This is a genomic window from Pseudomonas koreensis (assembly GCF_036668835.1).
GTDB classification, from domain to species: domain Bacteria; phylum Pseudomonadota; class Gammaproteobacteria; order Pseudomonadales; family Pseudomonadaceae; genus Aquipseudomonas; species Aquipseudomonas koreensis_I.
In genome coordinates, this window is record NZ_JAZEVW010000001.1 from 211,076 (window position 1) to 224,021 (window position 12,946).

13 protein-coding genes are annotated in these 12,946 nt (G+C 61.7%); 8 read left to right on the forward strand and 5 right to left on the reverse strand.

Annotated elements, in window-relative coordinates:
- Positions 1-18 precede the first annotated feature (18 nt).
- From ccoG to hemN, 6 genes are all read left to right on the forward strand, one after another.
- Positions 19-1,434 carry a cytochrome c oxidase accessory protein CcoG gene (gene ccoG / locus V6F91_RS00825; RefSeq protein WP_332761624.1) on the forward strand — a complete coding sequence of 472 codons (1,416 nt, stop codon included), beginning with the start codon at positions 19-21 and terminating at the stop codon, positions 1,432-1,434.
- Between the two features lie 11 nt (positions 1,435-1,445).
- Positions 1,446-1,985, forward strand: coding sequence for a FixH family protein (locus tag V6F91_RS00830; RefSeq protein WP_332761626.1), 540 nt, complete (start codon positions 1,446-1,448; stop codon positions 1,983-1,985).
- 213 nt (positions 1,986-2,198) lie between these two features.
- Entirely contained in the window at positions 2,199-4,649 is a 2,451-nt protein-coding gene (locus tag V6F91_RS00835; protein WP_332761627.1) for a heavy metal translocating P-type ATPase, read from the forward strand.
- 22 nt (positions 4,650-4,671) lie between these two features.
- Complete coding sequence (gene ccoS / locus V6F91_RS00840) at positions 4,672-4,884, forward strand: cbb3-type cytochrome oxidase assembly protein CcoS (protein WP_332761628.1); 213 nt, start codon at positions 4,672-4,674, stop codon at positions 4,882-4,884.
- On the forward strand, positions 4,877-5,560 hold the full coding sequence (locus V6F91_RS00845) for a sulfite exporter TauE/SafE family protein (RefSeq protein WP_332761630.1): 684 nt from the start codon (positions 4,877-4,879) through the stop codon (positions 5,558-5,560). Before ccoS ends, V6F91_RS00845 begins: the two co-directional genes overlap by 8 nt.
- Positions 5,561-5,757: 197 nt before the next feature.
- The gene (gene hemN / locus V6F91_RS00850; RefSeq protein WP_332761632.1) at positions 5,758-7,140 is read left to right on the forward strand and encodes an oxygen-independent coproporphyrinogen III oxidase; all 1,383 of its coding nucleotides are present in this window, start codon (positions 5,758-5,760) and stop codon (positions 7,138-7,140) included.
- Here hemN and V6F91_RS00855 read toward each other — a convergent pair.
- A complete protein-coding gene (locus tag V6F91_RS00855) occupies positions 7,137-7,619 on the reverse strand; it encodes a hypothetical protein (RefSeq protein WP_332761634.1) in 483 nt (160 codons plus the stop codon). The genes hemN and V6F91_RS00855 overlap by 4 nt on opposite strands.
- Positions 7,620-7,773: 154 nt before the next feature.
- Between V6F91_RS00855 and fnr the strand changes: the two genes are divergently transcribed.
- A complete protein-coding gene (fnr, locus tag V6F91_RS00860; protein WP_332761635.1) occupies positions 7,774-8,508 on the forward strand; it encodes a fumarate/nitrate reduction transcriptional regulator Fnr in 735 nt (244 codons plus the stop codon).
- 78 nt (positions 8,509-8,586) lie between these two features.
- A complete protein-coding gene (locus V6F91_RS00865; RefSeq protein ID WP_024012326.1) occupies positions 8,587-9,135 on the forward strand; it encodes an adenine phosphoribosyltransferase in 549 nt (182 codons plus the stop codon).
- Between the two features lie 127 nt (positions 9,136-9,262).
- Here the strand turns inward: V6F91_RS00865 and V6F91_RS00870 are convergent, their stop codons facing one another.
- From V6F91_RS00870 to V6F91_RS00885, 4 genes are all read right to left on the reverse strand, one after another.
- Complete coding sequence (locus V6F91_RS00870) at positions 9,263-10,411, reverse strand: acyl-CoA dehydrogenase family protein (RefSeq protein WP_332761639.1); 1,149 nt, start codon at positions 10,409-10,411, stop codon at positions 9,263-9,265.
- A 183-nt stretch (positions 10,412-10,594) separates the two neighbouring features.
- Entirely contained in the window at positions 10,595-11,197 is a 603-nt protein-coding gene (gene recR / locus V6F91_RS00875) for a recombination mediator RecR (protein ID WP_332761641.1), read from the reverse strand.
- Positions 11,198-11,262: 65 nt separating this feature from the next.
- Entirely contained in the window at positions 11,263-12,297 is a 1,035-nt protein-coding gene (locus tag V6F91_RS00880; protein ID WP_332761643.1) for an NADP-dependent oxidoreductase, read from the reverse strand.
- A 259-nt stretch (positions 12,298-12,556) separates the two neighbouring features.
- On the reverse strand, positions 12,557-12,895 hold the full coding sequence (locus V6F91_RS00885) for a YbaB/EbfC family nucleoid-associated protein (protein ID WP_093103000.1): 339 nt from the start codon (positions 12,893-12,895) through the stop codon (positions 12,557-12,559).
- Positions 12,896-12,946: the final 51 nt, after the last annotated feature.

Genomic DNA, 12,946 nt, shown 5'->3' on the forward strand with positions numbered 1-12,946 from the left:
CTGCCGTGGGATGCAATGATGAGCAACCAGATTCCGGTACACGACGTCACACCACCGAGCAAAAACCCGAACAACAGCGTCGACCTTTACGCCTCACGCGAAAAAATCTACACGCGCGCCTTCACCGGCCTGTTCCGCAATTTGCGGATGCTCGGCGGTGCGGCGCTGTTCCTGTTGTATTTCGGTACGGTGTGGCTGAACTGGGGCGGCCATCAGGCCGTGTGGTGGAACCTGCCGGAGCGCAAGTTCTTCATTTTTGGCGCGACGTTCTGGCCGCAGGACTTCATCTTGCTCTCGGGCCTGTTGATCATTGCCGCGTTTGGCCTGTTTTTCATCACCGTGTATGCCGGGCGGGTCTGGTGCGGTTACACCTGCCCGCAAAGTGTGTGGACGTGGATTTTCATGTGGTGCGAAAAGGTCACCGAAGGCGACCGCAACCAGCGCATCAAACTCGACAAGGCGCCAATGAGCGCCAACAAGTTCCTGCGCAAAGCGGCCAAACACTCGCTGTGGTTGCTGATTGGTTTTGTCACCGGCATGACTTTCGTCGGCTACTTCTCGCCGATCCGCGAACTGGTCATTGAATTCTTCACCGGCCAGGCCGATGGCTGGTCGTACTTCTGGGTCGGTTTCTTCACCCTCGCCACTTATGGCAACGCCGGTTGGTTGCGTGAGCAGGTGTGCATCTACATGTGCCCGTATGCGCGCTTCCAGAGCGTGATGTTCGACAAGGACACGCTGATCGTTTCCTACGACCCGCGCCGCGGCGAAAGCCGTGGCCCGCGCAAGAAAGGCATCGACTACAAGGCGCTGGGCCTGGGCGACTGCATCGACTGCACGATGTGCGTGCAGGTCTGCCCGACCGGCATCGACATTCGCGACGGCCTGCAGATCGAGTGCATCGGCTGCGCCGCATGCATTGATGCCTGCGACAGCATCATGGACAAGATGGATTACCCGCGCGGCCTGATCAGCTACACCACCGAACACAACCTGTCCGGGCAGAAAACCCATAAACTGCGGCCCCGCCTCATCGGCTATGCGGTGGTATTGCTGGCGATGATCAGCCTGTTGGTCGCGGCATTCTTCATGCGCTCGCTGGTCGGTTTCGACGTCAGCAAGGACCGTGTGCTGTACCGGGAAAACGCTGAAGGCCGGATCGAAAATGTCTACAGCCTGAAAATCATGAACAAGGATCAGCGCGACCACACTTACGTGCTGGAAGCCGCCGGCCTGCCGGACCTGCGCCTGCAAGGCAAGCGCGAGATCAAGGTGGCTGCCGGCGATATCGTCAGCATGCCGGTCGAGTTGTCGAGCGCACCGGAGCAACTGCCATCGAGCACCAACGAGGTGAAGTTCATCCTCAAGGACGCCGATGACGACAGTGTCCATATTGAAGCCAAGAGCCGATTCATCGGCCCGCAAATTCGTTGAGAGAACTGCATATGTCTGCCGCAAACGCTGCAAGTCCCTGGTACAAGCACCTCTGGCCGTGGATCATCATCGGCATTCTGGCCTGCTCGGTGGCGCTGACCTTGTCGATGGTGACGATTGCGGTGAACAACCCGGACAATCTGGTCAACGACAACTATTACGAGGCCGGCAAAGGCATCAACCGTTCGCTGGACCGTGAACTGCTGGCGCAAACCTTGAAAATGCGCGCGGCAGTGCATCTGGACGATGTTACCGGTGAGGTCGACTTGCGCTTGAGCGGTGACAGTCAGCCGCAGACGCTGGAATTGAATCTGATCTCGCCGACGCAGCCGGAGAAGGACCGCAAGATTGTTCTGGCTCGCAGCGAGAGCGAGACCGGGCGTTACATCGGTCAGTTGAACGACAAGGTTGAAGGTCGGCGGTTTGTCGAGTTGCTGGGCAGCCAGGATGAGCACGTGTGGCGCATGTTCGAAGAAGAACTGGTCAGCCATGACAAGGAACTGCTGCTGGGCGATGAACCGTTGCAGGGTGCGGAAGACCTGAAAAAGTGAATCAAGGTCAAAAGCCCCTCACCCTAACCCTCTCCCAAAGGGAGAGGGGACTGATCTTCAGCGCTTCGGGGCCTTGCGGATGACCGTAATAATGTCGGCGACTGACACCGCTTTTTCAGCTCACACCAATCGGTTCCCTCTCCCTCTGGGAGAGGGCTGGGGTGAGGGCAAGCGGACACACCCAATGCAAGGGCTTACCCCCTCAACGATGCCATGACCACTCCGCTCCCCTGCTACCACTGCGCCCTGCCCGTCCCCTCCGGCAGCCGCTTCACCGCCGTCGTTCTCGGGCAACCGCGCGAGTTCTGCTGCCCGGGCTGTCAGGCCGTGGCCGAGGCAATCGTCGCTGGTGGTCTGGACAGCTATTACCAACACCGCAGCGAAGCCTCGGCCAACCCCGAAGCACTGCCGGTGCAATTGACCGACGAACTGGCACTGTACGACCGCGCCGACGTCCAGCAACCGTTCGTGCGCCATGAAGGCGAGCTGGCCGAAACCACGCTGTTGATGGAAGGCATCAGTTGCGCCGCCTGCGGCTGGCTGATCGAAAAACATCTGCGCACCCTGCCCGCCGTCGCCGAGGCGCGGCTGAACCTGTCCAACCACCGCTTGCATGTACGCTGGGCCGATGCGCAATTACCGCTGAGCCAGATCCTCACTGAACTGCGCCACATCGGCTACGCCGCCCACCCCTATCAGGCCGACCGCGCCAGCGAGCAACTGGCCAGCGAAAACCGCCGTGCCCTGCGCCAGCTCGGCGTTGCCGGGCTGCTGTGGTTTCAGGCGATGATGGCCACCATGGCGACATGGCCGGAATTCAACATCGATCTCAGCCCCGAACTGCACACGATCCTGCGCTGGGTCGCGCTGTTCCTGACCACGCCGATCGTGTTCTACAGCTGCGCACCGTTTTTCAAAGGGGCGATGCGCGATCTGCGCACACGTCATCTGACCATGGATGTGTCTGTTTCGCTGGCGATCGGCAGTGCTTACGTCGCGGGAATCTGGACGGCGATCACCGGCGTCGGCGAGTTGTATTTCGATGCGGTCGGCATGTTTGCGCTGTTTCTGCTCGCCGGTCGCTACCTGGAACGCCGCGCCCGCGAGCGCACCGCTGCAGCCACCGCGCAATTGGTCAACTTGTTGCCAGCATCGTGTTTGCGGCTGGATGCCAACGGCCAGAGCGAGTGCATCTTGCTCAGCGAACTGCGCGTCGGCGAGCGGATTCTGGTGCAGCCTGGCTCGGTCCTGCCGGCGGACGGCAAGATCATCGACGGCCAGTCAAGCATCGACGAATCGCTGTTGACCGGCGAATACCTGCCGCAACCGCGCACGCTCGGCGATGCCGTAACCGCCGGGACGCTGAATGTCGAAGGCGCGCTGACCGTCGAGGTTCAGGCGCTGGGCCACGACACCCGGCTGTCGGCGATCGTGCGCCTGCTCGACCGCGCCCAGGCCGAGAAACCGCGACTGGCAGAAATCGCCGACCGCGCCGCGCAATGGTTCCTGCTGCTGTCGCTGATCGCCGCCGCTGCCATCGGCCTGCTGTGGTGGCAACTGGATGCGTCGCGGGCGTTCTGGATCGTCCTCGCCATGCTGGTCGCGACCTGCCCGTGCGCACTGTCGCTGGCGACGCCGACCGCCCTCACCGCCGCCACCGGCACCTTGCACAAACTCGGCTTGCTGCTGACGCGCGGGCATGTACTGGAAGGTTTGAACCAGATCGACACGGTGATTTTCGACAAGACCGGCACTCTCACCGAAGGCCGCCTGGTGCTGCGCTCGATCCGCCCCCTCGGTGCGCTCGACAGCGAGCGGTGCCTGAGCCTCGCCGCTGCGCTGGAAAACCGCTCCGAACACCCGATCGCCCGAGCCTTTGGCCGTGCGCCGTTGGCCGCGGATGAAGTGCACAGCACGCCAGGGCTGGGCCTCGAAGGTTCGGTGGGCGAACAGCGCTTGCGCATTGGTCAGGCAGATTTCGTTTGCGCGCTGAGCGATGCCAGCGTCCCGTCGATGCCAAACGAGGCAGGCCAATGGTTGCTGCTCGGTGATGAAGCCGGTCCCCTGGCATGGCTGGTGCTCGACGATCGCCTGCGCGACGACGCCCCCGCCCTGCTCGCCGCGTGCAGGGCACGCGGCTGGCGCACGCTGCTGCTGTCCGGCGACAGCTCGCCGATGGTCGCCAGCGTCGCCGCGCAACTGGGTATTGACGAGGCACGCGGCAGTTTGCGCCCGGATGACAAGCTGCAAGTGCTGCAACAACTGCACAGGGAAGGCCGCAAAGTGCTGATGCTCGGCGACGGCGTCAACGACGTGCCGGTACTGGCAGCAGCGGACATCAGTGTGGCGATGGGCTCGGCCACCGATCTGGCGAAAACCAGTGCCGACGCGGTGCTGCTGTCGAACCGCCTCGACGCTCTGGTGCAAGCGTTCACATTGGCTCGGCGTACCCGTCGGGTGATCATCGAGAACCTGCTGTGGGCGGCGCTGTACAATGGCCTCATGTTGCCGTTCGCCGCCCTCGGCTGGATCACTCCGGTGTGGGCCGCGGTCGGCATGTCGATCAGTTCGCTGACCGTGGTGCTCAATGCCCTGCGCCTGACTCGCCTGCCGGGTCCGCCGCACGTCAGCACCCGTGCAGAAACCCGCCCGTTGCCGGCCTGAGCCGCACGGGCCTGGAGTACCGATGCCAGCTCTCTACGTGATGATCCCCGCTGCACTGCTGATCGTGGCCATCGCCGTGTACATCTTCTTTTGGGCGGTGGACAGCGGCCAGTACGACGACCTCGATAGTCCGGCGCACAGCATCCTGTTCGACGATCAGGACCCGAACCACACCGCTGCCGTGGACGAAGCCAAGAGCGGCAAAGCGGACGACAAGGCGCCACCGCATGCTTGAACTGGCGCCGTTGCTGGTTTCCGCCCTGATTCTTGGCCTGCTTGGCGGCGGCCACTGCCTGGGCATGTGCGGCGGCTTGATGGGCGCACTGACCCTGGCGATTCCCAAGGAGCAGCGCAGCCGACGCTTTCGTTTGCTGCTGGCGTACAACCTCGGGCGAATTCTCAGCTATGCCACGGCCGGCTTGCTTATCGGCCTCGCCGGTTGGGCGGTCGCCAACAGTCCGGCGGCGCTGTTCATGCGCGTACTGGCCGGGTTGCTGTTGATCGCCATGGGCTTGTATCTCGCCGGTTGGTGGAGCGGGCTGACGCGCATTGAGTCGCTAGGGCGTGGGTTGTGGCGTTACATTCAGCCGGTCGCCAATCGCTTGCTGCCGGTATCAAGTCTGCCGCGTGCATTATTGCTCGGCGCGCTGTGGGGCTGGCTGCCGTGCGGGCTGGTTTACAGCACGTTGCTGTGGTCGGCGAGTCAGGGCAATGCGCTGGACAGTGCTTTGCTGATGCTTGCGTTTGGCCTGGGGACCTGGCCGGTGTTGCTGGCGACCGGGCTGGCGGCGGAACGGGTTACCGAGATCTTGCGCAAGCGCAGTGTGCGTATGGCCGGCGGGTTGTTGGTGATTGTGTTCGGGATCTGGACATTACCCGGCCCGCATCAGCATTGGCTCATGGGCCATTGATCGGCGGTGCGGCCTTCGCGAGCAGGCTCGCTCCCACACTGATCGCATGAACACCACAGATCTTCTGTGGGAGCGAGCCTGCTCGCGAAGAGGCCCGCACAAACAATACAAATCCCCTGTTGATGCAAATCAAGATGCCCCGCAACCCCCTCCCCTAGACTCGCCCACACTGCCAGCCTATCCGGGGGAATGCCCGCATGCTCGACGCCATTCGTTGGGACACCGATTTGATCCGCCGCTATGACCTGGCGGGGCCGCGCTACACCTCGTATCCGACCGCCGTGCAATTTCACGGTGAAGTCGGCACCTTCGATCTGTTCCATGCCCTGCGCGACAGCCGCAAAGCCCTGCGCCCGTTGTCGCTGTACGTGCATGTGCCGTTCTGCGCGAACATCTGCTACTACTGCGCCTGCAACAAGGTCATCACCAAGGATCGCGGACGCGCCGCGCCGTACCTGCAACGGCTGGAGCAGGAAATCCAGCTGATCGCCTGCCACCTCGACCCGGCCCAGAAAGTCGAGCAACTGCACTTTGGCGGCGGCACGCCGACTTTCCTCAGCCACGACGAACTGCGGCAACTGATGGCGCACCTGCGCAAGCATTTCAATCTTCTGGATGACGACTCCGGCGATTACGGTATTGAAATCGACCCACGCGAGGCCGACTGGTCGACCATGGGACTGCTGCGCGAGCTGGGTTTCAACCGCGTCAGTATCGGCCTGCAAGACCTCGATCCGGCCGTGCAGCGCGCCGTCAATCGCCTGCAAAGCCTGGAAGAAACCCGCGCAGTGATCGATGCCGCGCGCACCCTGCAATTTCGCTCGATCAATATCGACCTGATCTACGGCCTGCCTAAACAGACCCCGGAAAACTTCGCGCGCACCGTCGAGGAAGTGATCAGCCTGCAGCCGGATCGACTCTCGGTGTTCAACTACGCGCATCTGCCGGAACGGTTCATGCCGCAACGGCGGATCAATGGCCACGAACTGCCAGCGCCGGCGCAAAAGCTGGAAATGCTCGAACGCACCATTAAGCAGCTCACCGCCGCCGGCTATCGCTACATCGGCATGGACCACTTCGCCCTGCCCGACGATGAACTGGCGATTGCCCAGGAAGAACAGACCCTGCAACGCAACTTCCAGGGCTACACCACCCACGGCCATTGCGACCTGATTGGCCTGGGCGTTTCGGCGATCAGCCAGATCGGTGACCTGTACTGCCAGAACAGCAGCGATCTGAACCAATACCAAAACACCCTGGCGAGCGCACAGCTGGCAACCAGCCGTGGCCTGGTGTGCAACGCCGACGATCGCTTGCGCCGCGAAGTGATTCAGCAACTGATCTGCGATTTCAGCCTGCAATTCGCCGACATCGAGCAGCGTTTCAACATCGACTTTCAGGGCTATTTCGCTGAGCTGTGGCCGCAGCTACAGGGCATGGCCGATGACGGCCTGATTGAACTGGATCGCGAGCGGATCAGCGTGTCGCCGGCCGGGCGCTTGCTGGTGCGCTCGGTGTGCATGGTGTTCGACGCGTACCTGCAACAGCAGAACCGTCAGCGCTTTTCACGGGTGATCTAGCTTTTGGTGAGCAAGGCGCCGACCTTGAGGTTCTGGTCCGGGGTCATCGCCGACTGGCCCATGACTTTGGACAGGGCCAGGTTGGCGGTGACCACGCCGCTGTTCAGCGCGGCAATGGCCCCGCGCAGGGCGGCGAGCTTGTTGATCCGTTCTTCGTTGGACAGGCTCTTGTCGGCCATGACCTTGTTCATCTGCGCCTTCTTCTCGGCAATCTGTTTTTGCAACTTGCGGATCATCTTCAGCAACTGCTGGATGTTTTCCGGCAGACCGCTGTTGTCGATATCGCTGTTTTCACCGCCGACAGTGGCGGCCTTGGCGATCGACGCACCGGACAGCGACACTTTGACGCCCTCGACCAAGGTCGGGGTTGTGCTGTTCAACGCGTCAGCGTCGCGCTCGCTGGCGACGTCGTTGCTGGCGACCTCCGGCAATGCCGGAACGCCGCTGCTACCGGGGCCTAGCGTGCCAATGGCAGTCATCGGATCCTTCCTTTCATGCGGTCTGATACCTGTTTATCGGCGGCGTTTGCGCAGGCTTTATGTCTGAGGGGCAACATCGCCATGCGCTGGCCTGAAGGTCCTTCGGTGAGTTACCCTTACGTCTTATGTGTGTTTTCCCACAAGGATTGAAGAAATGTCCGAGCCAGTCAAACTGCGCGCTCACACCCAGGCCCATTGCAAGGATTGCAGCCTGGCCCCGCTGTGTCTGCCACTCTCGCTGAATCTGGAAGACATGGACGCGCTGGACGAAATCGTTAAACGCGGTCGCCCGTTGAAAAAGGGTGAATTCCTGTTCCGCCAGGGCGACACGTTCGATTCCGTTTATGCAGTACGCTCCGGCGCCCTCAAGACGTTCAGCCTCAGCGATGGCGGCGAAGAGCAATTGACCGGTTTCCACCTGCCGAGCGAACTGGTCGGCCTGTCTGGCATGGACACCGAGAAACACCCGGTATCGGCCCAGGCACTGGAGACTACTTCGGTCTGCGAAATTCCTTTCGAACGTCTCGACGAACTGGCCCTGCAACTGCCGCAGCTGCGCCGTCAGTTGATGCGCGTGATGAGCCGGGAAATCCGCGACGACCAGCAAATGATGTTACTGCTGTCGAAGAAAACCGCCGACGAGCGCATCGCGACGTTTCTGGTCAACCTCTCCGCCCGTTTCCGCGCCCGCGGTTTCTCGGCCAACCAGTTCCGCCTGAGCATGTCGCGCAATGAGATCGGTAACTATCTGGGCCTGGCGGTGGAAACCGTGTCGCGGGTGTTCACGCGTTTTCAGCAGAACGAACTGATCGCCGCCGAGGGCAAGGAAATTCACATCCTCGATCCGATCCAGCTGTGTGCGCTGGCGGGTGGCTCGATCGAAGGCTGATCACGACCCGCGGTTGAGCGAATCGTTTCAGCCGCGGGTATACTGCGCCGTTTGCAGCCCTGCCAGGACACCTCGACGATGGTCTTCGACTCCTTCGACATCAAATCCCTTATCCGCCCTGTGATCGACTTCCCCAAGCCGGGCGTGATCTTTCGCGACATCACCCCGCTGTTCCAGTCGCCGACCGCGCTGCGCCTGGTGATGGACAGCTTCGCCCACCGCTACGTCGAAGCCGACTTCACCCACATCGGTGCGATGGATGCCCGTGGTTTTCTGATCGGTTCGGTATTGGCCTATCAACTGAACAAGCCGCTGGTGCTGTTTCGCAAGCAAGGCAAACTGCCGGCGGACGTGCTCGCCGAAGGCTACGCCACAGAATACGGCGAGGCGTTTCTGGAAGTGCATGCCGACAGCCTCTGCGAAGGCGATTCGGTGGTGATGTTCGATGACCTGATCGCCACCGGCGGCACGCTGATCGCCGCCGCCAACCTGATCCGCCGCATGGGTGCGCGCGTGCATGAAGCCGCAGCGATTATCGACCTGCCGGAGCTGCAAGGCTCGCAGCGTCTGCAGGACATGGGCATTCCAACGTTCTGCCTGACGCAGTTTGCCTTGACCGATAAATAAGCGTCGCCCTTGAGGCCGCTTTCGCGAGCAGGCTCGCTCCCACCTTCGACCGCATTCCAACTGTAGGAACGCGATCAACTGTGGAAGCGAGCCTGCTCGCGAAGGCGCCCGCAGCTACACCGCAAGGCTAAAGCCCCATCTGCTTGGCGATGATCTCGTTCATCACTTCCCGCGTGCCACCGCCAATCGACAGTATGCGGTTATCCCGATACAACCGTTCCACCAGACTTTCACGCATGTAACCGAGCCCGCCGAGAATCTGCACCGCTTCGGTGGTGATCCGGTCGGAGGTGTCCGTGGCAAAGTTCTTCGCCATGGAAATTTCCTTGATCACGCTCTGCCTCGCGGCCATCTTCGCCGCTTGCCGATAAGTGAATTCCCGCGACACCTCCAGCGCCGTGGCCATTTCGGCAAGGCGATGCTTGATCACCTGAAACTTGCCGATCGGTTTGCCGAATGCCTCACGTTCACGTGCCCATTTCAGGCTTTGTTCCAGTGCAAGTTGCGCGGTCATGTTGGCCATCAGCGCCAGTGCCAGGCGTTCGCTCTGAAAGTTGCCCATGATGCAGGCGAAGCCCATGTTTTCCGCGCCGATCAGATTGTCCACCGGCACTCGGCAATCGTCGAAGAACAGCTCGGCGGTGTCCGACGCCCACCAGCCCATCTTCTTCAGCGAGCGGCCGACGGTAAAGCCCGGCGTGCCCTTCTCGATCAGCAGCAGGCTGATACCGCCGAAACCCGGCGCACCGGTGCGCACGGCGACGGTGTAGAAATCGGCGCGCACGCCACTGGTAATAAAGGTTTTGCTGCCGCTGACCCGGTAGCCGTCACCGTCGCGCACGGCGCGGGTCTGCAGGTTGGCGACGTCGGAACCGCCGCCAGGCTCGGTCACCGCCAGGGCGCTGATCTTCTGCCCGCTGAGCACCTGCGGTACCACGCGATCACGCACTTCAGGCCGCGCCCATTTGACGATCGGCGGCAAGCCGATGTCCAGCGAGCCCAGCCCCGCCACCAGGCCGCCAGAGCCGCAGCGCATCAGCTCCTCACTGGCGGCCACCTTCGCAAACAGATCTCCCTCATGGCTGCCACCGAGGGCTTCGGGATAACCGATGCCAAGGATGCCCGCCGCGCCGGCCTTCAGGTACAGCTCACGGGGGAAGCTTTCGGCTTCTTCCCACTGGTCAACGTCCGGCAGGATCTCGCGCTCGACGAAACGCCGGACGCTGTCGCGGACCAATTGATGGCTGGGGTCGAAGTATTCCTGGAAGGCAGGCATGGGCGAACTCCACGGAGGGGTTCGCCGAACTTAACCGAGCGCTTGCTTGGTTTTCAACTCAATTGTGCGGTGTCAGTTAAACCGAGTTGCCCTTATCGCGAGCAGGCTCACTCCTACAGGGGAACGCATTCCAAATGTAGGAGTGAGCCTGCTCGCGATAAGGCCGTAACAGGCGATACATGATTAGAGGGAAATCGGCTTGCGCCCGGCAAACGAATGCGCCAGCGTGCCGCCATCGACCAGTTCCAGTTCACCACCCAACGGCACACCGTGAGCGATGCGCGAAGCGATCAGGCCTTTGTTCTGCAACAGTTGCGCGATGTAATGCGCGGTCGCTTCACCTTCCACCGTCGGGTTGGTGGCGAGGATGACTTCGGTAAACGTACCCGCCTCTTCGATACGCGTCATCAATTGCGGAATGCCGATCGCCTCTGGCCCGAGACCGTCGAGCGGCGACAAATGCCCCTTGAGCACGAAATAACGCCCACGGAAACCGGTCTGCTCGACCGCGTAAACGTCCATCGGACCTTCAACCACGCACAACAGCGTGTCGTCGCGGCGATTATCGGCGCATTGCGGGCACAGATCGTCTTCGGTCAGCGTGCGGCATTGCCGGCAATGGCCGACCCCTTCCATGGCCTGACTCAGGGCCTGAGCCAGACGTATGCCGCCGCTGCGATCGCGCTCGAGCATCTGCAACGCCATGCGCTGGGCGGTTTTCTGACCGACACCCGGCAAGGTGCGCAAGGCGTCGATCAGTTGGCGAATCAAAGGGCTGAAGCTCATGGGGAAAAGTCCGACAAAACAACGAGACGCGGTTTATACCCGCGCCTCCGGCCAGCGTCAAATGCTCAGTCCTCGGCGACCTTCACCACCAGTTTGCCGAAATTGCGCCCTTCCAGCAGACCGATAAACGCCTCAGGCGCCTGCTCCAGGCCTTCGACCACGTCCTCGCGGAACTTGACCTTGCCATCGCGAACCCACGGCACCATGTGGCTGATGAATTCCGGCTGACGGTCACCGTAGTCGTCAAAGACGATAAAGCCCTGAATGCGCACGCGCTTGGTCAACAACGTGCGTTGCAGCAACGGCAAACGATCCGGGCCTTTCGGCGCTTCCGAGGCGTTGTACCCGGCAATCAGGCCGCACAACGGGATGCGCGCCTTGGGATTGAGCAATGGCACCACCGCATCGAAGACGTGACCACCGACGTTCTCGAAATAGATGTCGATGCCCTCGGGGCAGGCCTTGGCCAGTTGCTCGGCGAAATCGTCCGCCTTGTGGTCGATGCAGGCGTCGAAGCCCAGTTCCTCGACCACGTATTTGCACTTCTCGGCACCGCCGGCCACACCGACTACGCGCAAGCCTTTGATCTTCGCCACCTGGCCGACCACCGAACCGACTGCACCGGAAGCAGCGGCGACTACCAGAGTCTCGCCTTCTGTCGGCTGACCGATGTCCATCAGGCCCATGTACGCAGTCATGCCAGGCATGCCCAGCACACCGAGGGCCATCGACGGACTCGGCAGGCCTGCGGGGATCGGAATGACGTTACGGCCGTCGCTGATGCTATGGCTTTGCCAACCGGTCGCGCCGACCACCAGATCGCCTTTGTGGAATTTCGGATGACGCGAATCCTCGACCCGGCTGACCGCGCCGCCGGTCATCACTTCGCCGATCTGCACCGGCGCTGCGTAAGACGGTGCATCGCTCATGCGCCCGCGCATGTACGGATCGAGCGACAAGTACAGGGTCTTCAACAGCACCTGACCGTCCTCGAGGTCCGGCAACGCTTCGCGCTCAAGACGGAAATTCTCCGGGGTCGGCGCACCGGTCGGCCGCGAGGCGAGGACGAAGCGTTGGTTGAGGGTGAGAGGGTCGGACATGTCAGCGTCTCCTGGGAATTGGAATTCGACGGTATAGGGAGCAGACCGTGGTGGCATGGGGGCGTTCGATGTTTATTCAGCCAGACCGAGTCGACTGCTTCGCGAGCAGGCTCGCTCCCACAGGGCAATGCATTCCAAACGTGGGAGCGAGCCTGCTCGCGAAGGCCAGTCCAGCCGGCACATGTCCATCGGGCAAAAACAAGAATGCCAGGCGCAATGCCTGGCATCTTGTGTAGCTCATCTGCCGCCGGTTGGCGAATCAGAATGGCAGTTTCATTCCCGCTGGCAGGTTCATGCCGGCGGTCATGCTGCCCATTTTTTCCTGGCTGTTGGCTTCGATCTTGCGCACCGCGTCGTTGACGGCGGAAGCGACCACGGCTTCGAGCATTTCCTTGTCGTCTTCGCTCATGCCTTCAACCAGGCTCGGGTCGATGGTTACGCTCTTGACGTCATGACGGCCGGTCATCACCACAGTGACCATATCGCCGCCGGCCTTGCCGATGACTTCGGCGTTGGCCAGTTCTTCCTGCATCTTGGCCATTTTTTCCTGCATCTGCTGCGCCTGCTTCATCAGGCCGGCCATGCCACCTTTCATCATGGTAATCACCTCAAATGTACTTGGATCAAAACAGCGCCCGGCGAAGTCGGC